This is a genomic window from Thermobifida fusca NBRC 14071 = JCM 3263, assembly GCF_001592045.1.
GTDB lineage: Bacteria > Actinomycetota > Actinomycetes > Streptosporangiales > Streptosporangiaceae > Thermobifida > Thermobifida fusca.
This window is the reverse complement of the sequence record NZ_BCWB01000034.1, coordinates 46,023-67,007: the sequence shown is the minus strand read 5'-3', so window position 1 is coordinate 67,007 and position 20,985 is coordinate 46,023. Positions and strand designations below refer to the sequence as shown.

Below are 20,985 nucleotides of genomic sequence, written 5' to 3'. Positions count from 1 at the left end.
GGATGCCCTGCAGTCGGTTAGCTGCAGCCGCTGGTCGAGCCGCAGCCTTCGCAGACGTAGCAGCTTCCGGACGGCCGCATCTTGGTGCCGCAGCTCACGCAGAGCGGCGCGTCAGCGCTGAACTCTTTGCGGGACTCCGTGGACTCCACCGTACTCCGCGGCTTCGGCTCCGGTTCCGGAGGCGCGGTCAGCGTCTCGGTGACCGGCGCGGACTGGGCGTAGGTGACCACTTGGGCAGCGACCTGGGCCGGGTCCTCGCCGGCGGCCTGGGCAGCCCGCTCTTCCGCGGTGAAGACGCCGAGTGCGGCGCGCTCCTCGTACGGCAGGTAGTCCAGGGCGAGGCGGCGGAAGATGTAGTCCACGACCGACTGCGCCATCCGGATGTCGGGGTCGTCGGTCATCCCCGCCGGTTCGAAGCGCATGTTGGTGAACTTCTCCACGTAGGTCTGCAGCGGCACCCCGTACTGCAGCGCGATGGAGATCGCGATGGAGAAGGCGTCCATGATCCCGGCGAGCGTAGAGCCCTGCTTGCCGAGTTTGAGGAACACTTCGCCCAACCCGTCGTCGGGGTAGGAGCCGGCGGTGATGTAGCCTTCAGCACCCCCGACCGTAAAGGAGATGGTCTGGCTGGGACGCCGCTTCGGCAGCCGGCGCCGCACCGGGCTCCGGAGCTCGACGGGGCGGGACTCCTCCTTCTTCTCCTCTTCCTTCTTCGTGGTGGACAACGGCTGGCCGACCTTGCAGTTGTCGCGGTAGACCGCGAGCGCCTTGAGGCCCTTCTTCCAGCCTTCGAAGTAGAGGCGTTCGAAGTCCTCGACCGTGGCTTCCTCGGGCAGGTTGACGGTCTTTGAGATCGCGCCGGAGAGGAACGGCTGGACTGCCGCCATCATCTCCACGTGGCCCATGGGTCGGATGTAGCGCTTGCCGGTGGCGCAGTCGAAAACCTCGTAGTGTTCCGGGCGCAGTTCAGGGGCGTCGACGACGTGGCCGTGCTCAGCGACGTAGTCGACGATGGCCTGGATCTGGTCTTCGTTGTAGCCGAGGGTGCGCAGCGCCCGCGGAATGCCCTGGTTGACGATCTTCATGGACCCGCCGCCCACGAGCTTCTTGATCTTGACCAGGGAGAAGTCGGGCTCGATGCCGGTGGTGTCGCAGTCGAGCATGAAGGAGATGGTGCCGGTGGGGGCGAGCAGGCTGGCCTGGGCGTTGCGCCATCCGTGGCGTTCCCCGAGTTCCAGGCACTCCTTCCACGCGCGGGTGGCGGCGTCGTGGATCGGCTTCTCCAACTGTCCGACCGGGCGGAGTGCGTCGTTGGCTGCCGCGTGCTTGCGCATGACGCGCTTGTGGGCCTCCGCGTTCTTGGCGTAGCCCTCGTAGGCGCCGACGACCCCGGCCAGTTCCGCGCTGCGCCGGTAGGCCGCGGCGGTCATCAGCGAGGTGATCGCGGCAGCCACCGAGCGGCCCCCGTCGGAGTCGTAGGCGTGCCCGGTCGCCATGAGCAGGGCGCCCAGGTTGGTGTAGCCGATACCGAGCTGGCGGTACGCGCGGGTGGTCTCGGCGATCTTCTCGGTGGGGAAGTCGGCGAAGCAGATGGAGATGTCCATCGCCGTGATGACCAGCTCGGTGAGCCGTTCGAACTCCTCGACGCGGAACGAGCCATCCTCGTCGAGGAACTTCATCAGGTTGATCGAAGCCAGGTTGCAGGACGAGTTGTCCAGGTGGACGTACTCGGAGCAGGGGTTGCTGGCAGTGATCCGACCGCTTTCCGGCGTGGTGTGCCAGTCGTTGATGGTGTCGTCGTACTGGATGCCCGGGTCCGCGCACTCCCAGGCGGCCTGAGCCATCTTGCGGAACAGGTCCCGGGCCCGGACCTTGCTGATGACTTCCCCGGTGGTGCGGGCGATGAGGTCGAAATCCTCATCGTTCTCCACGGCACGCATGAACTTGTCGGAGACCCGCACGGAGTTGTTGGCGTTCTGGTACTGGACGCTGATGATGTCAGCGCCGCCCAGGTCCACGTCGAAGCCGGCGTCGCGCAGCACCCGGATCTTGCGTTCTTCGCGTGCCTTGCATTCGATGAACTCTTCGATGTCTGGGTGGTCGACGTCGAGGACCACCATTTTGGCGGCCCGCCGGGTGGCGCCCCCGGATTTGATGGTTCCGGCAGAGGCGTCGGCGCCGCGCATGAAGGACACCGGGCCGGACGCGGTTCCACCAGAGGAGAGCAGCTCCTTGCTAGAGCGGATGCGAGAGAGGTTCACCCCCGCGCCGGAGCCGCCCTTGAAGATCAGCCCCTCCTCCTTGTACCAGTCGAGGATCGACTCCATGGTGTCGTCCACCGACAGGATGAAGCAGGCGGAGACCTGCGCCTTCGACGAGGTTCCGACGTTGAACCAGACCGGGGAGTTGAAGCTGAACATCTGGTGGACGAGGGCGTACTTGAGCTCGTGATCGAAGATCTCAGCGTCCTCGTCGGAGGCGAAATAGCCGTGCTCCCGACCGGCTGCGGTGTAGGTGTCGACGACCCGGTCGATGAGCTGTTTGAGGCTCCACTCGCGTTGCGGGGTGCCCAAGGCGCCGCGGAAGTACTTGCTGGCCACGATCTGGGTGGCGTTCATCGACCAGCTCTTGGGGAATTCGACCCCATCCTGCCGGAAGTTGACCGAGCCATCGCGCCAGTTGGTCATGACGACGTCGCGGCGTTCCCACTCCACAGTGTCGTAGGGGTGGACTCCAGGAGTGGTGAAGACGCGTTGGATCTTCACCCCCCTGCGAGGTTTTCTGCCTTTACGCGTGGCAGAGCCGCTCACCGTCTCGGTCATCGTGCTTCGCTCCCCTTGGTGGAAAGGTGTATCCGAGGGTGGTCGCCGTTCGTCTGCCGTAGCCGGCGGCACCCTGAGTGTCCTCTATGGCTTGTTGAACGCTGTGGTGCCCGGTGGTGGGTTCAGCCCTGGGTTGCTGTGCGCTCTGCCCTCAGCTCCGCGATCTCGCGTTCGAAGTCTTCGAGGGATTCGAAGCTGCGGTAGACGCTCGCGAAGCGCAGGTAGGCGACTTCATCGAGGTCGCGCAGCGGTCCGAGGATGGTCAGTCCGATCTCGTGCGAGCTGACTTCCGCAACCCCGCGGCTGCGGATCTCCTCCTCGACCCGCTGTCCGAGGAGCGCGAGCGCGTCCTCGGTGACCGGGCGGCCCTGGCAGGCCCGTCGGACTCCGGCGATGATCTTGCTGCGGGAGAAGGGCTCCGTGGCTCCTGATCGCTTGGTGACCATGAGCAGCACCGTCTCCTGGGTGGTGAACCTTCTCTCACAGGCCGGGCAGGAGCGACGGCGTCGGATCGCTGTACCTTCTTCTGCGGCCCGGCTGTCGATCACCCGGGTGTCCTGGTTGTGGCAGAAGGGACAGCGCACTGTTTGTCATCCTTCCCAGGTCAACACCGGACAACCACAATTTGTGGATGGTTTCATCCACGAAGGCACTAGATCTAGTGGCCGTTAACCTACGGCTAGAGAGTCTTAGACGCAACCTGAGACAAGTCCGTCCGGCGTGTCGCCACGCACGGCTTCGGACTGCGAACGGTGTGTGTGGCTGGAGATGTTCGCAACTGTGCGGTGTGCGGGAGCGAAGCGTCTGTCTCAGGGGGATGGTAGAACGAGTTCCTGTCCTGGGGTGAGCACCGGTTCGGTGAGGCCGTTGATCTCGACGATCTCGTCCACAGTCTTGCGCGGGTCTTCTGCGGGACGGAGTCGTTCAGCGATCTCCCAGAGCGTGTCTCCCTCGTTGACCACGACCGTGCGTGACCGTTCGGGGAGGTGGAGGAGCGTGTCGGTGGAAGCGTCCGCGTTGGAGGCGCTGAGGGCCAGAAACGCTACGGCGAACAGGGCGCAGCCGGCGGCGGCTGCCGTGCCGAGCAGGCAGAACAGGACGATCCGTCCTCTCCTGGTCAGCCGCGGGGGCCCTGCGGGGACGGGGCGTACGGCCCGTTTACGGGCGGGACTGGCCGGACTTCGCCGGACCTCGGGTGGAGGGACGTCATTGATCCACTCCGGTACCTCCTTGGACCAGTCGTAAAGATCGGTTTCCAGACCGCCGCGGGCAGCGTCCGTGTCGCTCGTAGACCGACAGGAAGCGCGGGCAGCGGATGGCGTGGGGGCATGCGGCAACGCGGCCTGGGACATCGTCCTTCCCTTCGAACCTCCGCCCACCAGAACCGGCGTTCGATTACTACCGCATTCTGGGAAATTTTTCAGCATCATCTCGAACGTTTGTTTGATATTGCCTTGTCCAAGGACTAACGTGGAATGTGTTTCGCTCCGGTAGAGCATCGGCGTCGGTCCTATCACGCCGACGCCCTCGACCTTCGGAACGAGCATTGATGTCGTAGCAAGCCGACAGTCCCCAACGGAGGACACTAACCGCCGAGGAGGCCGGACGTGCCGGAGGAGAACCGCGGAGGGCACCAGCCTTACACGGAGGAGAGTTCCGTCTCCGCACTCCACCCGGTCCGCACGGATGACTCCGTGGGGTCCTCTGCCGAGCAGACAGGTGACGCTCCGACACTCACGGAACGTCAGCGGAGTGTCCTCAACGTCATCCACCGCTACGTGCGTGAGCGGGGATATCCGCCGTCCATCCGGGAGATCGGGGAGGCGGTGGGGCTGTCTAGCCCCTCAAGTGTCGCGCACCAGTTGAAGGTGTTGCAACGCAAGGGGTACCTTCACCGCGATCAGAACCGCCCCCGAGCGGTGGAAATTCGTATTCCACATAAAACTTCCGGACGCACGCGAAGGGAACTCGGCGGGCTCTCCGGCTCCGAGGAAATCGTGGACATTCCCCTGCTCGGCCGGATCGCGGCGGGCGGCCCGATTCTGGCGGAGGAGCATGTCGAGGATGTGCTCTCCCTGCCGCGGCAGCTTGTCGGAGAGGGCACGCTCTTCATGCTCACCGTCGTGGGCGATTCCATGATCGATGCCGCTATCGCCGACGGTGACCTGGTCGTTGTCCGTCAGCAGCCTGACGCTAACAACGGGGATATCGTGGCCGCGCTTCTAGGCGACGAGGCCACGGTCAAGGTCTTCAAGCGTGACAGAGAACACGTCTGGCTGCTGCCGCGAAACAGCGCCTACGAGCCCATCAACGGCGATTCTGCGACCATTCTGGGCAAAGTCGTCACCGTTCTTCGCAAGGTATAACGACTTCGCTTCAGTTTGATACGACCTCGTAATTAATCTCTGAATTGTCCCTTTTGGGCCATTTGTCGGTAATCGTTACCGCTGTTTTCTCGTAGGATTTTCCGCCTCGTTGTCTCCACTGGCCTGGCCGCCCCAGGCGCGCCGCAAGGGGCACGCACTGGGGGCGGCCAGGACTAGTCACTCTCGTCTGGAACGGTCCGTTACTGGTAGTCGCCGCGGCGGATCTCTTCGAGGGTGGCGCGGGCCAATTTCTCCGCTTCCTGGATCGCCTCCTCCTCGGGAAGCGACACCCCGAAGTTCACCTTGTCGTAGCAGGACGCGAACGACAGGTTCGCCACGTACGTGGCGACACAGCCGACCTGGTTCTCACTGTCGTACCAGGACACGGCTCCTTCACCGAGGCCGGAGACCTCCGTCGTGGTGTAGTCCTGGGAATACCACTCCAGGTCGTCGCTGGTGTGGTAGCGCTCCCCAGGGTCGTTGAGCATGATCGTGAGGAAGGCGTAGCTGCCGTTGCCCAGGCTGTTGACGTTGTCCCAGGAGCAGTGCTGCCCTTCCCACCATTCCTGGCCGCCGGTGTCGACGTCTTCAACCTCCCCGCGGTAGTCGGGGACGAGCCGTTCCAGCTCGCTGTGCTCCCCCACCGAGCAGTCGGGCAGCATCGTGAAGTCCCCTTCCACCTCGGACGAGGTCGTCCCCTGGGAGTCCGAGGTCTCCCCGGTGGCGGACGTCTCCTGGTCTGAGGTGCTGTCGCTGCTGCTCAGAGCGGCGAATACGAGGATCCCGGCGATACCGAGGACCGCTGCCGCGCCCACGACGATCCCGGCGATCAAGCAGCCGTTTTTCCCTGTCTTCTGCGGAGCAGGCGGATATCCTCCCGCTCCGTACGGCGGGGGAGAGAACTGCGCCCCGTGGGGCGGCTGCCCGGGGGGAGGAGGCGGGGGGCCGTAGGGCTGGGATCCGTACGGGGGTTGCGGCCCGTGCGGCGACGAGGGAGAAGAAGGTTGGGTCATGGGATGATCCTTATCCAACAACAGTGGAAGGTCGTTCGTGTGCGGGGTTTCACGGCATCCCTGGCGGAGGCCGCCCCGGCAGGGCTCTCGACTGCTGGAAGCGGATTCACTCCTGCTCCAGGGTCGCGACGATCTCCTGGGCCACGCTCACGGCACCGTCCATTGCCTCTTCCGCAGAGACCTCCCGGGTGGCGGAGAAGTCCGTGCTGGCCTCGTAGCAAGCGGAGATCATGAGATTGGACTTCCGCACCGCCACGCACCCGTGCAGGGTTGTGGCGTCGTACCACCGCACGGCCTCGTCTCCGAGTCCCGTCACGGCGGTCGTCGCGTTGTCCTCCGATTCCCGTTTCAGATCGGCTCGGGCGGAGGCCTCTCCCCCGTGGCCGAAACGGTTTCCGCTGCGGATGAAGGCCACACTCACGCTCGACGGCATCCCGGGAGAATCCTCCGTGGTCGTCCACCGGCATTGGGTGCCGTCCCACCACGTAGCGCCCTGGGTGTCTACGGGAGCGTCGAGGTCGGTCACGTACCCCTTGACCAGTTGGTCAAGGACTCCGCTCTCTTCGACGAGGGCGCACGGTGGGGCCTCCGCATAGTCCCCGCCGGGACCGCGCAGCCAGACGAGGAGGCCGACTCCTCCGCACCCCAGCAGCACGAGGACGAGTACTGCGCTGACCAGCACAGCCACCGCGCAGCCGCGTCCGCTGCCGCGCGGCTCCTCATGGAGGGTGGCGGACCCGCCGGGGGGAGGCGGCTGGACCATGGACTTCCCTTCACCTGTCCGGAGATCGACGCTCTTCCTCTGCCACCGAGCCAACGTTACTCGCTGGTTCGGACGGGAGGTCTGGCAGAGGAGCCCGATCCCTGAGCATCACTTCACCGGGTAAGAAGCCGCTTACCGCGATAAAGTTCGCGGTAATCTCCCCAAGCCGGGCGGAGCGGACGGTCCGGCTTCCCGGCTCCGTTACAGGGCCGCCGCCACCTCTGCGGCGATCGCCGCTACTTTCTCCCCGGCGTCGGCCCCGCCGTACCAGACCCGGATCGTCAGGTTGCGGTCCCTGGTCGCGGCCTCGGCTCCCTCACCGACCCCGGCGGGCCGCACCAGCGTGTCCCCGCGCGACAGCTCCCCCTCCGCCAAAGCGTCCAGTTCTGCTGCTGCGCGCTCCTCCCCGCTCGATTGGCTGTCGCTGAAGTGGGCGCGGAAGGAGACGATGAGCATCCGCGGGTCCTCACCGGAAGCGTCCAGTGAGGACCACACGCACGACCGGCCGGCGGAGAGCGGGAGCGGCCCAACGGTCTCCGCTTCGAGCACTGCTGCGGGGACCGCGCCTTCCACGGTCGCACTCGGCACTGACGTGCAGGCGGGCGGCTGCGGGTACGCGTCCGTGGGAGCGGCCTCCACTGCGGGACCGTGCTTCGCCCACAGCAGGCCGCCGGTGATGGCCGCGGCGCTCACCACGGCAGCGCCGCCCACCACCGCGGCCCCGCGCACCACTGTGCGCCGCCTCGCCTCGTCCATCGTCGTGTTCTCCTCTTCCGCGCCCGCCCACGGTCCGGCTGCGGGCGGCGGCCCGGTTGCGGTACCTCAGCAGTGGTCGGCGTTTAGGCGACCACGATGTTGACCAGTTTGGGCTCACGGACCACGATCCTGCGGATCTCACGTCCGGCGATGTGATTCTGGACCTTCTCCGAGGCGAGGGCCAGCCGCTCCAGCTCTTCCGCGGAAATGTCCGGGGAGACCTGCAGCTTGTCGCGGACCTTGCTGGCCACCTGGACCACGCACGTCACGCTCTCCTGGACCAGGAGCGCAGGGTCGGGCTCCCGCCAGGTGCCCACCGACACCGATCCGGTGTGGCCGAGCATCTCCCAGCCTTCCTCGGCGACGTAGGGAGCGAACAGCCCCAAGGTGATCGCAATCACCTCAGCGGCTTCACGCACCGCGGGGTCGGCGGCGCCAGGGCCCGAGTCGATCGCCCGGCGAGCAGCGGTGACGAGTTCCATGATCCGCGCGATGGCGACGTTGAACCGCTGGGCTTCCACGGCCTCGGTAACCTTCGCCAGGGTCTGGTGGGTCATCCGCCGCAGCGCCAGGTCGCCGGTGGCCGGGTCCACCCCCGGTGCAGAGGCGGCTGCGGCCTCCGCCATCACCCGGTAGGCACGGTTGAGGAACTTCACCGATGCCCCCGGGGACACGTCTGCCCAGTCGATGTCTTCCTCCGGCGGCCCGGCAAACACCATGGTCAGCCGGACGGCGTCAACCCCGTAGCGGTCGATCTCCTGCCCCAGGTCCACACCGTTGCCCAGCGACTTGGACATGGCCTTGCCCTGGTTGATGACCTGGCCCTGGTTGAGCAGCCGGACGAAGGGCTCGGTGAACGGCACCATGCCCATGTCGTAGAGGACCTTGGTGAAGAACCTGCTGTAGAGCAGGTGCAGGATCGCGTGCTCGACACCGCCGACGTACTGGTCGATCGGTCCCCACTTGGCGACTTTCTCCTGGTCGAACGGCGCGGTGTCCAGGTTGGGCGAGCAGTAGCGCAAGAAGTACCAGGAGGAGTCGACGAAGGTGTCCATCGTGTCCGTGTCCCGTTTGGCGGGCCCGCCGCAGCGGGGGCAGGACACGTTGACCCAGTCGGTGGCGGCGGCCAGCGGGGAGACCCCCTTGGGGGCTAGGGCAGCCCCGCGCAGGTCGGGCAGGCGCACCGGCAGTTCTTCGTCGGGGACCGGAACTTCGCCGCACTCCGGGCAGTGGATGATCGGAATGGGAGTGCCCCAGAACCGCTGGCGGGACACCAGCCAGTCGCGCAGCCGGTAGTTGACGGCGGCCTTGCCGGTGCCGCGTTCGGTGAGGATCTCGATGATGCGGGGGATCGCTTCGCTCTTGCTGAGGCCGTTCAGCGGACCGGAGTTGATGAGCGTGCCCTCCCCGGGGGTGGCGATCCCCGTCTCAGCGGGGTCGGGCTCGCCCGTGTCCACGACAACACGGACCGGCAGGTTGAACTTGCGGGCGAAGTCCAGGTCGCGCTGGTCGTGTGCGGGCACCGCCATGATCGCGCCGTGGCCGTAGTCGGCCAGTACGTAGTCGGCCGCCCAGACCGGGATGCGCTCCCCGTTGACCGGGTTGATCGCGTAGCGGCCCAGGAAGACGCCGGTCTTCTCCCGCTCGGTCGACTGGCGTTCGATGTCACTCAGCTTGCTGACCTGGGTGCGGTAGGCCTCGAACGCTTCCCGCTGTTCAGGCGCGCACAGTTCGTCGGCCAGCGGCGAGTCGGGGGCGACCACGAAGAACGTCGCCCCGTACAGGGTGTCGGGTCGCGTAGTGAAGACGGTGACCGGTTCCTCGCGGCCTTCGATAGTGAACTGGACGTCAGCGCCTTCCGAACGGCCGATCCAGTTGCGCTGCATGGTCAGCACGCGCTCGGGCCACTTGCCCTCGAGCTGCTCCATGTCGTCCAGCAGCCGCTGGGCGTAGTCCGTGATCTTGAAGTACCACTGGTTGAGCGCCCGCCGCTCGACCTCGGTGCCGCAGCGCTCGCACTTGCCCTGGATGACCTGCTCATTGGCGAGCACGGTCTGATCCTTGGGGCACCAGTTGACCAGGCCGTCCTTGCGGTAGGCCAGACCGCGTTCGAAGAACCGGAGGAAGAACCACTGGTTCCAGCGGTAGTACTCGGGGTCGCTGGTGTGCAGACGACGGGACCAGTCCAAAGAGATGGCGTAGCGCCGGAACGACTCGGCCTGGGTCTCAATGTTGGTGTAGGTCCACTCGGCCGGGTGGAAGTTGTGTTTGATGGCGGCGTTCTCCGCGGGCAGGCCGAAAGAGTCCCAGCCGATCGGGTGCAGCACGTTCTCCCCGCGCGCGAAGTGGTAGCGCGCGATGACGTCGCCGATCGCGAACGCCTCAGCGTGCCCCATGTGGAGGTCACCTGAGGGGTAGGGGAACATGTCGAGCACATAGCGTCGCGGACGGGGGTCGGCCGGGTCTTCGCTAGCCGTGAAGGGGTTCTCCTTTGCCCACCGGGCCTGCCACTTCTCCTGGAGTGCCCGGACGTCGTAGGAGCCACTCGTCGTCTGATCGCCGCTAACCGCTGTCATGGTTGGATGGTTCCTCTACCGGTGTTGCCCTAGGGGGCGGGTTCCGATCTGGCGCACTGCTGTTGCCGGACCAGCGTCTTCCGACTCACCGAGTGACCTGAGGATGCCGGTCCGAATCACCTGTGTTTCAAGGTTAGCGCGCAACGGCACGGCCGAAGCGCAGCCGTGATTCCCCTGCGGCATCCCGCGGTCTTCCCGGGCTGAGCCAGCGTGGGACAGCTCTCTGCCGCTGCAGCCGCAAAGGGCGGGAAAACCGGCTACCGTTGGCGGTAAAGCATCCTGGCTCTATGGCCGTGTCGGCTGGGCGGAGCCCGTACCCGCCGCGCCACGTTGGTCTTGGGAATCGATGGGGAGGACAGCAGTTCACCGGTCGGCCCCCGCTGGTGGAACACGGTCGCGGCACAGAACCGCGCCCACCCTTGCTGCAGGGAAACGGCGGCGTGCCGGTTTCGTCTTCCCCTCGCGGCAGGGCAGCGACCGGCGGCCCCAGACCCGGTGGTCTGCCGCAGCCCTGCCTGTGCCGGGCAGCACCGCCCGGATACGGGAGCAGCGGCCTTCCCTGGCACCGCGGGACACTCCGGTGCGCTGCACCCGCCCTTTCGGTCTCCCTCCCCCGTAGCGTCTCGGCTCCCGCCCAGGGCGGTGTGCCACGGCTGTCCTTCACCTCCGGTACCCCACCGTTCCGGGAGGGCCGGGGCGCCGCCACCCCAGCAGAGTGGATCCACCGTCCGCTTTCCCGCTGTTCCACGCCCCGCGTATCCGCGGGGAATCCGCCAGAGGAGAACTGACATGCCGCTGTTCGATCCGCGTACCGTCGTCCGGGCGTCCCTGTCCGCTGTGGCAGCCGCCCTGGTGGGCCTGAGTCTGGCCGCCTGCTCGGCCTCTTCGGACACCTCCCCCGCTGAGACGGTGGCGGAGCAGGATCCAGCTCCCGTGCTGGGCGAGTACGACGACCGCATCCAACTGGTGGAGGGGACCCCGTACACCCTCACCGCTGAGGATGGCGACTCTTTCGTCTTGGAAATCACCGAATACGACGAGGCGGAGCCGCAGGTGACGGTCAAGGTCACTCCGGAGGGCGGAACGGGTGAGGAGACCACGGTGACGCTGGGGGACCTGATCGAGGTGGACGGAGTCCCGTGGCGGGTGTCCGAGTTGGGGTTCGGTGACTCGCTGCCTGTCTCGGTGACGCTCACCAAGGCTGAGTAATCCCCGCAGTGGGGGGAAGGCTCCCTGGTCCCGCACCTCACCCATAAGTTACTGTTCAGTAGAACAGTGACATGCGGCACTTCCCGGAGGAGCCAGGATGCTCAATCTCTCCGTTCTGCTGGAAGACGGCGCACGCAACCGGCCGGAGCGCGATGCGATCGTCTTTGGCGACATGCGGCTGAACTACGCCCTGGTCAACATGATCGCCAACCAGGTAGCCAACCTCCTGGTATCCCGCGGTATCCGCCCCGGGGACAAGGTTGCGCTCGCCTGTCCGAACGTCCCGTACTTTCCCTTCGTCTACTTCGGTGCGCTCAAGGCGGGAGCGGTCGTCGTCCCCCTGAACGTCCTGCTTACGCCGCGCGAAATCGAATACCACCTCCGCGACTCCGGCGCTAAAGCGCTCTTCGCGTTCACCGGCACCCCGGAACTCCCCCTCGGGGAGCGCGCCTGGCAAGCATTCCAGGAAGTCGCCGAATGCGAGCTCTACATCGACCTGCCGGCCGCCGCGGGGGCGACCACGTCCGCAATCCCGGGCGCAGAAACCTTCTGGGCCGCGCTCAACGGGCAGCCCGGCGAGTTCGAGTCGGTGCGCACCGAAGGCGACGACGTCGCAGTGATCATCTACACCAGCGGCACCACCGGCCAGCCCAAAGGCGCCCAGCTCACCCACACCAACCTGCTCTTCAACGCGGTCGCCTCCAGCGCCCTCTTCGACCAGGCTCCCGACAGCCACGACGTGTTCCTCACCGTGCTGCCGCTCTTCCACATCTTCGGGCAGACCACGATGATGAACGCGGCTCTCTACCGGCACGGGACCATGGTGCTGATGCCCCGCTTCGACGGGGATGAGGCCCTCTCCCTCATGGAAAAGGAGAAGGTCACCATCTTCGCCGGGGTGCCCACCATGTACTGGGGGCTCCTCAACGCCCAAGGGGACCACGACATCAAGCAGATCTCCCAGACCCTGCACACCGCGGTCTCCGGGGGCGCCTCCCTTCCCGCCGAAGTCGCCCGGAAAGTCAAGGAGAAGTTCGGCATCGAAATCCTGGAAGGCTACGGCCTCTCCGAAACCTCTCCCGTGGTGTCCTTCAACAACCCCAAGCGCAAAGCCAAGCCGGGGTCGATCGGGCTGCCCATCTGGGGCGTGGAGATGAAGCTCGTCGACGAGAACTTCAACACCATTGAAGGCGAAGGGCCGGGAGAGATCGCCGTGCGCGGCCACTGCGTGATGAAGGGCTACCACAACCGTCCCGAGGCCAACGCGCAGGTGATGCGGGACGGCTGGTTCCGCACCGGGGACATCGCCCGCCGCGACGAGGAAGGCTTCTACTTCATCATCGACCGCTCCAAAGACATGATCATCCGCGGCGGATACAACGTGTACCCGCGGGAGATCGAAGAGGTGCTGATGACGCACCCCCAGGTGAGCCTGGCCGCCGTGGTGGGTGTCCCGCACGACACGCACGGCGAGGAGATCAAAGCGTTCGTGATCCCCGCCGAGGGGGCCACCCTCACCGAAGACGAACTGATCGCCTGGGCCAAGGAGCGTCTGGCGGCCTACAAGTACCCGCGGATCGTGGAGTTCCGCACGGAACTGCCCATGACGGCGACCGGCAAGATCCTCAAGCGGGAACTTCGCTGACCAGCTGCGGGCGGTGCGGCGCTGCCGTGGAGCAGCCGCACTCGTTTCCCAGCGCCGCCTAGTGCTGCCGGGGCCGCGGGGAACCGCTGCGGACCGCACCCTGTGCCGGATTCCGCGGTGTCTTCCGGCCCCGGCCGGTCCGCGGCTCCGGTTGCGGGCTACCGCGACGCGCGGCTAGGCGCACGGCCCGCCTCCCGCGCGGGGTGCTTATCGTGCTGTCACCCTGCGCAGCGTGGGCAGCAGCTCCTCACGGCCGTAGACCGCTGTGCCGATAGCAGCGGAGAACGCGGCCAGCATGTGGACGAAGACCAGCGGATCGCCGTGCGCCCGGACCCAGGCGGCCTCGTGCTCCCCGATCGCGTACGCCTCCCAGGCGGAGACGACCGCGAATTCCACCTCGGGTTCCAGCAGGTCGGCGACGGTGCGGGCGACCGCTTCCCGGGAGTCCGCGGCGCGCCACGGCACCCCGGTCTCCTGGACCCGGCGGGCAAGGAAGGCCGCGCACACTTTCAGGGTGGAGACGATCCGCTCCCCCGCCTCCGCGCTGATCCCCGCGGAACGTTCACCGATCATTCTGCGGTCGGCGCGCACATACGCGTCGATGAGGTCGAGGGCGACGGTGGTGTGGTGCCGGTCGTCATCGGTCGCAGCCATGGGCTCATCATGCCCGGTTCCGCGACTGATATCCCCCGGCTGTGCACCGCGGTTAAGGCAGCGGCGGTTCGAAGTCGGGGCGCAGCGGCATCCGCGCCTCGGTCCCGTCGAGCTTCACCCCGAGGATCTGGTGCAGTTGCACCACGTTGCGTTCGAAGCCGAGCACGCACCCGGCCATGTAGAGCCGCCACACTCGGGCCGTGCCCTCCCCCACTTCCCGCACCGCGGCATCCCAGTTGCGGTCCAGGTTGGCCAGCCAGTCCCGCAGGGTCCGTGCGTAGTGCTCCCGCAGGTTCTCCTGGTGGCGGATTTCGAACCCGGCGTCGTTCATCGCCGCCTGCAGCCAGCCGGGCCCTTCCAGCTCCCCATCGGGGAAGACGTAGCGGTTGATCACCCCGCCGCGTTTGAAGGGCGGCAGGTCGTTGCGGGGCCGGGTGATGCAGTGGTTGAGCAGGCGGCCTCCCGGGACGAGCTTGCGGTACAGCGACGCGAAGTAGGCGGGCACGTTCTTTTTTCCGACGTGCTCGGTCAACCCGATCGAGCTGATCGCGTCGTACTCGCCGTCGGGCAGGTCCCGGTAGTCCATGTGCCGGACTTCTGCCAGGTCGCCCAGGCCCTCGTGGGCGATCCGCTTCTGCGCCCACTCAGCCTGCTCTTTGGACAGGGTCACCCCCAGGGCTTTGACCCCGTGCTCCCGGGCCGCGTGGATGACCATGCCGCCCCAGCCGCACCCCACATCCAGCAGTCGCATCCCAGGGGCAAGACCGAGCTTGCGGGCGATCAGCTCGTGCTTGAAGAACTGTGCCTGCTCCAGCGTGGCCTGCTCGGTCGGGTAGACCGCGCAGGTGTAGGTCATCGACTCGCCCAAGACCAGGGCGTAGAAGGCGTTGGAGACGTCGTAGTGGTGCTGGATGGCTTCGGCGTCGCGCTGCTTGGAGTGGCGCCAGCCCAGGGCGGCGAGGCGGGACTGGCGCACCTCCTGCGGCGGCGGTGGAAGCCGGTTGACGAACTTCACCCACCCGATCCCGCGGATGATCCGCAGCAGTTCCCCGGGGGACAGCCGCGGCCGGTCCTGGAACACCACGTCGGCCATTGCCCGCAGCGCGGTGTACATGTCCCCTTCGACGTCGAGGTATCCCGCCACGTAGGCGCGGGTCAAACCGAGTGCTCCCGGCGCTTGGACGATGTAGTTGACGGCTGCCGGGTGGCGAACCACGATAGCGACTTCACTGCGTGGATCTCCCGCAGTGCTGCCGTCGTAGGCCCGGAAGTGGACGGGCGCATCGGGTCCGACGACACGTTCGAATACCTCCGCCAGTCGCATCCCTCATCCTTTCTCACCCGCCGCCGACGCACTTGGTGTACAGGTCGAGCAGTCGACCGTCGGGGTCGTAGGCAGCTTTGAGCTTGCGGTAGATCTCCCCGTTGTAGAGCTCCCAGAACTCGTCCTCGTCGTAGAAGGCGTCCGAGTAGAGCGACTTGTGCCCGCCCAACCGGGTCACTTCTTTTTCGATCAGCCGGTTGTGGTATGTCCTGCCTCCACCGGGACGGATCGGAACGAGGCCCCAAAACCCGAAGTTGACGTAGAGGCGGCGGGGTTTGAGGGGGTAGAGCGGCCAGACCGGTTCCGTATCGTCGGCTGTGTCTTCTCGCAGCCGCAGCGGGCACAGCCACACCGGGGACATGCCGATCTCGGTGTGGAAGAAGTCGAGGAACTCGGCAGCCCGCCCCACCTCAACCTCGATGTCCTGGATCACCGGTTCCTTGGGCGGGCGCCCGCGGTAGTAGTCGAGCAGGCGGCTCGCGTCAGTGCGCCGGTCCCAGGCGACGAGCTTGCGGTAGACGTCGGAGCGTTTCAAGGAACGCGGCCACAGGCGGCGCACCACGGGATGCTGCAGTCCGAAGGCGCGGGAGCACCAGAACCAGTCGGTGTCCCACCGCCACAGGTAGTCGTGCGTGGTGAGGTAGTCGCCGGGGCCGGGGCCCGCGTAGCGGGGGATCGACCGGTAGTAGATGTCGGTTCCGGTGTAGTCGCTGGTCCACGGAGCCCGGTCGGTGAACGTCCCCAAGGTCAGGTACAGCTCGTTGCGGGCGAACACGACGCCGTCGACGAAGTCGACGGTCTCCCCGTCGTGGGTGCGGTCCGCGCAGATCTGCTCCAGCGCGGCCATGGCCGCTGCGGCATCGGTGAACCGCAGGTGCCGCAGGTGGACGTAGGGGCGGACCGGTTCGAGCTGGATGCGGAGCCGCAGCGCGTAACCGAGGGTGCCGTACGAGTTGGGGAAACCGTAGAACAGGTCGCGGTGCTCGTTGTCGCGCCGGGCCACCACCACCTGGCCGCTGCCGGTGAGGATCTCCATCTCTTCCACTGACTCGTGCGGGAGCCCGTTGCGGAAGGACGAGGATTCGATCCCCAGCCCGGTGACCGCACCGCCCAGGGTGATCGTGCGCAGTTGCGGAACCACCGGCGGCATCAGGCCATGCCGCAGGGTGGCGGCGACCAGGTCCTCGTAGGTGGTCATGCCGCCCACCTCCGCGACCCGCGCCTCCGTGTCGATGCTGATCACCGAGGTGAAAGCGCTGACGTCGAGACGCGCGGCATCGTCCCGGCTGCGGAAGCGGAAGAGGTTGGAGGTGGTCTTCGCCAGGCGCACCGGCTTGTCGGCGGACAGCCGCGCATAGGCGCGGCGCAGCTCGTACACCGCGTTGATGTGGTTGGCGAGGTTGGACGCGGAAGACTGACGGTTCACTGCTCACCCACTTCTCCCCCGCCGTTCCCGCGCGGCATTCCGGGCTGGTCGGAACCGCCGCACGGCGGTCGGGGCGCCGGTTTGAGGCCAGCCTAATCTCCCAGTACGGCAAATCCGGGGATGTTACGCGGCGTTTCCCGGTTTTGCGCATATCATCGGCTGGCGTGCGCATCGCATTAGTCGACTCAGGGATCGGTCTGCTCTCCACCGCCGCCGCGCTGCGGCGGATCCGTCCGGATGCGGACCTGATCCTCTCCATGGACCCTGATTACATGCCGTGGGGACCGCGCAGTGTTCCGGAGATCGTCGCGCGGGCGCTGGCCGGGGCCCGGGCTGTGCTTGACGAGCAGCCCGACGCCGTGGTGGTGGCGTGCAACACCGCCTCGGTGCACGCGTTGGAGTCGCTGCGCGCCGAACTGGAACCGCGGATTCCCGTGATCGGTACCGTCCCGGCCGTGAAGCCCGCCGCAGACCGGGGTGCGCCGTTCGCGATCTGGGCGACCCCGGCTACTACGGGGAGCCCGTACCAGCGGGACCTCATCGACCGGTTCGCGCGGGGGATCGCGGTGACCCCGGTGGCCTGCCCCGGCCTGGCTGACGCGGTGGAACGCGCCGATCCGGCTGCTGTGGCGGAAGCCGTCGACCACGCCGCCGCGCACACTCCTGCCGACGTGTCAGCGGTGGTGCTCGGCTGCACCCACTACGACCTGGTGAGCGACGTCATCACCGCAGCGCTGGGCGAGCATGTGACCCTGTTCACAGCCGCGGATGCGGTCGCCGCGCAGGCCCTCCGGCGAATCGGGGTCTCGCCCCAACCGGACGCGCCCCGCACCGGTGGGCTGCGGGTGTATGCCAGCGGCCGTCCCGCACAGCTTCCCGAGGCAGCCCTGACCTACAGGGCGGGGGTGCTGCTGACCACCGAGGTCGCGGCGTGAGCGTGTCTGCTGCGCCGGTAGTCGTCCCGCACGGATGTGCTGTCGGCCCGGTTCTGTTCCGCGGCAGCGTCTGAATTCCCCGCGCAGTGCGCCACGGCGGTGTGCCGCGCTGTTCAGGGCTGGCGGACGGTACCCGTCTCGGACAGGGTGGCCAGCAGGCCGACCAGTTCCCGTACCCCTTCCATGTCCCCGTCGTGCAGCAGGGATTCCAGCAGGCTGAGCGCGGTGGTCGCGTCGGCGGGGAGCGCGCGGACCCTTGCCCACTGCTCTCGCGCTGCGTTACGGGCCAGGTCGAGTTCCCGGGCTACGCGTCCGAGGCGTTCGAGGAGCACCGCATCCCCCGGGCATTCGGCGAGTGCGGCCCAGATCAGGTCGGCCCGCTGCTCGGGGTTGAGGTCCAGGGCGTGGTTGCTCCACAGCCACGAGTCCAGGCGAGCTGCGGGGACCGGAAGCGACGGCGATGGGAGCTGGCGGACACTGGCGCGGACCGCAGCGAGGTCGGCGGTGAGCGCGTCCTCGCGGCACATCTGGGCTACCGCGGCTTGGGCGTATTCGACCATGCTCAGCGCGGTCCAGCGGGCGCCGCGGCGCAGGGCGAGCCGGGCTGCTCGCACCGCCAGTTCCAGTTGGCGGCGGGGCGCGCCGTTCTGCTCCAGGTGGCGGACCCACCCGGTGAGGCGGACGCCGAGCCGCCAGTCGTTGAGCGCTACCCCGGCCGCGTCGAGGTCTTCTGCGGCCTGCACCCACAGCGGCCGGAGGAACGGGTGGGCCTGGGCTAGTTCCACGGCTGGCAGCGCCGCCGCAGCCACCTCCACCAACTGCCGTCTGGTGCGGGCCAGGCGGGCCAGCAGCCGGGCGCGTTCGAAACGGATCCGGAGGTGCACGTCGTCGCGGGCGGCGTCGGGGCCGCTCAGCACGGGGACCTGGTTGTCAAGCCGGTTGAGGACTGCCAGCGCTTCCTCGTCGCGGCCCATGAGGTGCAAGGCGCGCACGCGTGCCACGGCGAGCTCGACGGTGAAGCGGAGCGTCTGGTCTTGGGTGTCGAGGAAGTCGACCGCCTCGTGCGGGCGTCCCACGTCGCTGAGCAGGTCAGCGAAGGCCGCGGTCAGCGCCGTGTAGGCGGGTGTTCCGGGTTCGACGTGCTCTAAGGCGGTGGTGAGCAGGAGCTCCCGTTCCACGGTGCGGCCAGGGCCGTCGATGTTGGCGTGGCAGGCAGCGGCGATCACGGCAGGGCAGGCGCCGGGCGGGCAGTGGGCCGGATCGGCGTGGGCGGCGTGCACCAGTTCGGTGACCTCGTCCAACACCACTGTGCCTGCCTGGTGGTGGAGGATACGCGCGGCGAGCTGCCAGTACCGCACATAGTGGGCGGCCCAGAGCGGGGCCCCCGGCTCGGTCGCGGCCCGCAGGGCGGCCGGCAGTTCGATGGTGATCCGGTGGGTGTCGCCGAGGACAGCCAGTTCCGGCAGGCGCCCCAGCGCGGTAGCTAGCTGCTCGTGTCCGTTGGCCCGTGTCTTGTCGGCGGCTTCCGCCACCCATTCCCACAACGTCATCGTGGCACTCCCTCCCCGCATCACGCACTGAACGTATCAACGCGATCACTGCAGCGGCCCGATTGACACAGCGGTCCTTGACGGTGTCCTTTAGAGTCAGCGGCACTGGGCTGTGCGGGTCGGGTGTGGTGCGGCGGACACGGACAGGAGTAAGTACGGTATGGGATGGCTGGATCGCTTCGGGCTACGGAAAGCGCAACGCCGAGGCAGAAAAGCGCGTTACGATCGTCCTGCGGAGGATTCCGACATCAAGGCGCTGATCGAGTTCGCCAAGAGTCGGAAAGGCGTCGAGTTCTACGTCGAGCCGGAGACGTTCGCCACGGGCACGACTGCTGTGGCGGTCGCCCACGACGGGGAGTGGATCCGTCGACGGGTCGGTTCCCCTGAGGTGCTGCGCCGGGTCGCGCACAAACTCGCTCTTCCCGCCTACGACGTGAACCTCGTTGGTTACCCCAAGCGCATGCGGGAGTGGACGGCCCGCAACAAGCGCCGTTTGTCCCTCGACTAGCTTCGATGGAGTGTGAAGGGTGGTGCCCCGATGAGTGACGACCCCGGATCCGTGAGGCACCGCCCACCCTCGGAAGGCGCTACTCCCCTCACCGGCTCGGCCGCCCAGGTGCCGCCATGGCTGCTGCGGGCGCTGCTGCTTGTCGTGTGGGTGGTCACTCTCGCGGCGCTCGCCTGGTGGCTGTTTGTGCAGCTCCAAGGGCTGTTGCTGCTGCTGTTGATCTCTTTGTTCCTGGCGCTGGCGCTTGAGCCCGCCGTGAACTGGCTGCACCGGCACCGCTGGCCGCGCGGGCTCGCCACGGGGGCGGTGATGCTGGCAGCGGCCGGCACTCTGGTGCTGTTCCTCACCGTGCTGGGGTCGATGCTTGTCGGCCAGGTCGTCGCGTTCGTCTCGGATCTGCCCCGGATGACGCGTTCGCTGCTGGCCTGGGTGAACGCCACGTTCCACACCGACTTCTCCCCCACCACGCTGCTGAGCGAGCTGACGAGTGTCAGCGGGCTGGTCGAAGAGTACGCGTCCCAGCTCGCGGGCAACGTGGTGGGAGCGGGATCCACCGTGCTGGCGCTGCTTTTCGACGGGTTGACGATCGCGCTGTTCACCTTCTACCTGTGTGCGGACGGCCCGCGGTTCCGCCGCACGATCTGCTCGGTGCTGCCACCGCGCACCCAGCGGGAGGTGCTGCGCGCCTGGGAGATCGCGATCGAGAAGACCGGCGGCTACATCTACTCGCGGGCGCTGCTCGCGCTCATCTGCACGGTGGCCCACTACATCCTGCTGGCGCTCTTGGACATCCCCTTCGCGTTCGCGCTGGCCCTCTGGATGGGGGTGCTATCCCAGTTCATTCCGACCGTGGGCACCTACATCGGTGGGGCGCTCCCGGTGCTCGTAGCGCTCCTCGACGGTTTCTGGCCGGCGCTGTGGGTCCTGGTGTTCGTCACCGTCTACCAGCAGTTCGAGAACTATCTGCTGCAGCCGCGGATCACCGCTAAGACGCTGGACATGCATCCGGCGGTGGCGTTCGGCTCCGTCCTGGCCGGGGTCGCGATCCTGGGTGCGCCGGGGGCGCTGCTGGCGCTGCCTGCCGGGGCGAGCTTGCAGACTTTCCTCAGCTTCTACATCAGACGCTACGAGGTGGCCGAGCACCCGCTGCTGGGCGCGGGCGACTCCGGGGGCACGGCGGAGGAGTCAGAGTCCTCTTCCGGATCGTCTGCCGACCCCTCCGACTCCGCTGAGGCCTCTCTTTCTCCGCCGAACCCAACGAACCGGGGCGACTAGGAAGAGGAGGGGCGCAACCTACTCTCCCGGAACACCCGCTGGCAAGCCCCACAAGCCACTAAGAGGAACAAGAGGGAATTTTTGGACACCGGTGGAGACAGTTTGTAGGAACCACCTGGTGGAATCGGTTCCCCCGCGGGGGAGGCTCATCGCATACTCACTC

17 protein-coding genes are annotated in these 20,985 nt (G+C 67.1%); 6 read left to right on the top strand and 11 right to left on the bottom strand.

Annotated elements, in window-relative coordinates; translation table 11 throughout:
* Positions 1-17 precede the first annotated feature (17 nt).
* The 3 genes from TF1_RS07580 to TF1_RS07570 all read right to left on the bottom strand — a co-directional run bounded on the left by TF1_RS07580 (position 18) and on the right by TF1_RS07570 (position 4,174).
* A complete protein-coding gene (locus tag TF1_RS07580) occupies positions 18-2,822 on the bottom strand; it encodes a vitamin B12-dependent ribonucleotide reductase (protein WP_011292572.1) in 2,805 nt (934 codons plus the stop codon).
* 122 nt (positions 2,823-2,944) lie between these two features.
* Positions 2,945-3,406 (bottom strand): transcriptional regulator NrdR, encoded by a 462-nt coding sequence (gene nrdR / locus TF1_RS07575; RefSeq protein ID WP_011292573.1) that lies wholly within the window; start codon positions 3,404-3,406, stop codon positions 2,945-2,947.
* Between the two features lie 225 nt (positions 3,407-3,631).
* Entirely contained in the window at positions 3,632-4,174 is a 543-nt protein-coding gene (locus TF1_RS07570) for a LysM peptidoglycan-binding domain-containing protein (protein WP_011292574.1), read from the bottom strand.
* A gap of 255 nt (positions 4,175-4,429) precedes the next feature.
* On the opposite strand from TF1_RS07570, the gene lexA reads away from it, so the two are divergent.
* Positions 4,430-5,188 carry a transcriptional repressor LexA gene (gene lexA / locus TF1_RS07565; protein WP_061783777.1) on the top strand — a complete coding sequence of 253 codons (759 nt, stop codon included), beginning with the start codon at positions 4,430-4,432 and terminating at the stop codon, positions 5,186-5,188.
* Positions 5,189-5,388: 200 nt separating this feature from the next.
* Here lexA and TF1_RS07560 read toward each other — a convergent pair whose 3' ends face one another.
* The 4 genes from TF1_RS07560 to leuS form a co-directional block, all read right to left on the bottom strand.
* A complete protein-coding gene (locus TF1_RS07560) occupies positions 5,389-6,201 on the bottom strand; it encodes a hypothetical protein (RefSeq protein WP_061783776.1) in 813 nt (270 codons plus the stop codon).
* Positions 6,202-6,307: 106 nt separating this feature from the next.
* Positions 6,308-6,964: a hypothetical protein gene (locus TF1_RS07555; RefSeq protein WP_011292577.1), complete on the bottom strand. Its 657-nt coding sequence runs from the start codon at positions 6,962-6,964 to the stop codon at positions 6,308-6,310.
* A 201-nt stretch (positions 6,965-7,165) separates the two neighbouring features.
* On the bottom strand, positions 7,166-7,720 hold the full coding sequence (locus TF1_RS07550) for a hypothetical protein (protein ID WP_011292578.1): 555 nt from the start codon (positions 7,718-7,720) through the stop codon (positions 7,166-7,168).
* Positions 7,721-7,803: 83 nt separating this feature from the next.
* Positions 7,804-10,296 (bottom strand): leucine--tRNA ligase, encoded by a 2,493-nt coding sequence (gene leuS, locus TF1_RS07545; protein WP_011292579.1) that lies wholly within the window; start codon positions 10,294-10,296, stop codon positions 7,804-7,806.
* A 789-nt stretch (positions 10,297-11,085) separates the two neighbouring features.
* On the opposite strand from leuS, the gene TF1_RS07540 reads away from it, so the two are divergent.
* Together TF1_RS07540 and TF1_RS07535 are read left to right on the top strand one after the other, a co-directional pair.
* Positions 11,086-11,505 (top strand): DUF6406 domain-containing protein, encoded by a 420-nt coding sequence (locus TF1_RS07540; RefSeq protein ID WP_011292580.1) that lies wholly within the window; start codon positions 11,086-11,088, stop codon positions 11,503-11,505.
* A gap of 97 nt (positions 11,506-11,602) precedes the next feature.
* A complete protein-coding gene (locus tag TF1_RS07535) occupies positions 11,603-13,150 on the top strand; it encodes a long-chain-fatty-acid--CoA ligase (protein ID WP_011292581.1) in 1,548 nt (515 codons plus the stop codon).
* Positions 13,151-13,357: 207 nt separating this feature from the next.
* On the opposite strand, the gene TF1_RS07530 is transcribed toward TF1_RS07535, so the two are convergent.
* From TF1_RS07530 to TF1_RS07520, 3 genes are read right to left on the bottom strand one after another with little or no spacing between them, the layout of a single operon-like run.
* Positions 13,358-13,804: a hypothetical protein gene (locus tag TF1_RS07530; RefSeq protein WP_011292582.1), complete on the bottom strand. Its 447-nt coding sequence runs from the start codon at positions 13,802-13,804 to the stop codon at positions 13,358-13,360.
* 52 nt (positions 13,805-13,856) lie between these two features.
* Complete coding sequence (locus tag TF1_RS07525; protein ID WP_016188995.1) at positions 13,857-15,128, bottom strand: SAM-dependent methyltransferase; 1,272 nt, start codon at positions 15,126-15,128, stop codon at positions 13,857-13,859.
* 13 nt (positions 15,129-15,141) lie between these two features.
* A complete protein-coding gene (locus TF1_RS07520) occupies positions 15,142-16,554 on the bottom strand; it encodes an FAD-binding protein (RefSeq protein ID WP_061783775.1) in 1,413 nt (470 codons plus the stop codon).
* Positions 16,555-16,718: 164 nt separating this feature from the next.
* On the opposite strand from TF1_RS07520, the gene TF1_RS07515 reads away from it, so the two are divergent.
* Positions 16,719-17,489, top strand: a complete 771-nt coding sequence (locus TF1_RS07515; RefSeq protein ID WP_011292585.1) for a glutamate racemase — start codon at positions 16,719-16,721, stop codon at positions 17,487-17,489.
* A gap of 113 nt (positions 17,490-17,602) precedes the next feature.
* Here TF1_RS07515 and TF1_RS07510 read toward each other — a convergent pair whose 3' ends face one another.
* Positions 17,603-19,039 (bottom strand): hypothetical protein, encoded by a 1,437-nt coding sequence (locus TF1_RS07510; protein WP_011292586.1) that lies wholly within the window; start codon positions 19,037-19,039, stop codon positions 17,603-17,605.
* 160 nt (positions 19,040-19,199) lie between these two features.
* On the opposite strand from TF1_RS07510, the gene TF1_RS07505 reads away from it, so the two are divergent.
* Together TF1_RS07505 and TF1_RS07500 are read left to right on the top strand one after the other, a co-directional pair.
* Complete coding sequence (locus tag TF1_RS07505) at positions 19,200-19,547, top strand: hypothetical protein (protein WP_011292587.1); 348 nt, start codon at positions 19,200-19,202, stop codon at positions 19,545-19,547.
* 30 nt (positions 19,548-19,577) lie between these two features.
* Positions 19,578-20,822, top strand: coding sequence for an AI-2E family transporter (locus tag TF1_RS07500; protein WP_011292588.1), 1,245 nt, complete (start codon positions 19,578-19,580; stop codon positions 20,820-20,822).
* The last annotated feature ends 163 nt before the right edge of the window (positions 20,823-20,985 follow it).

Bases quoted from the DNA above. Each gene is read 5' to 3' on its own strand.
- TF1_RS07580 (WP_011292572.1), bottom strand. From the start codon at position 2,822: ATGACCGAGACGGTGAGCGGCTCTGCCACGCGTAAAGGCAGAAAACCT.
- TF1_RS07570 (WP_011292574.1), bottom strand. From the start codon at position 4,174: ATGTCCCAGGCCGCGTTGCCGCATGCCCCCACGCCATCCGCTGCCCGC.
- TF1_RS07560 (WP_061783776.1), bottom strand. From the start codon at position 6,201: ATGACCCAACCTTCTTCTCCCTCGTCGCCGCACGGGCCGCAACCCCCG.
- TF1_RS07555 (WP_011292577.1), bottom strand. From the start codon at position 6,964: ATGGTCCAGCCGCCTCCCCCCGGCGGGTCCGCCACCCTCCATGAGGAG.
- TF1_RS07550 (WP_011292578.1), bottom strand. From the start codon at position 7,720: ATGGACGAGGCGAGGCGGCGCACAGTGGTGCGCGGGGCCGCGGTGGTG.
- leuS (WP_011292579.1), bottom strand. From the start codon at position 10,296: ATGACAGCGGTTAGCGGCGATCAGACGACGAGTGGCTCCTACGACGTC.
- TF1_RS07540 (WP_011292580.1), top strand. From the start codon at position 11,086: ATGCCGCTGTTCGATCCGCGTACCGTCGTCCGGGCGTCCCTGTCCGCT.
- TF1_RS07535 (WP_011292581.1), top strand. From the start codon at position 11,603: ATGCTCAATCTCTCCGTTCTGCTGGAAGACGGCGCACGCAACCGGCCG.
- TF1_RS07530 (WP_011292582.1), bottom strand. From the start codon at position 13,804: ATGGCTGCGACCGATGACGACCGGCACCACACCACCGTCGCCCTCGAC.
- TF1_RS07525 (WP_016188995.1), bottom strand. From the start codon at position 15,128: ATGCGACTGGCGGAGGTATTCGAACGTGTCGTCGGACCCGATGCGCCC.
- TF1_RS07510 (WP_011292586.1), bottom strand. From the start codon at position 19,039: ATGACGTTGTGGGAATGGGTGGCGGAAGCCGCCGACAAGACACGGGCC.
- TF1_RS07505 (WP_011292587.1), top strand. From the start codon at position 19,200: ATGGGATGGCTGGATCGCTTCGGGCTACGGAAAGCGCAACGCCGAGGC.
- TF1_RS07500 (WP_011292588.1), top strand. From the start codon at position 19,578: ATGAGTGACGACCCCGGATCCGTGAGGCACCGCCCACCCTCGGAAGGC.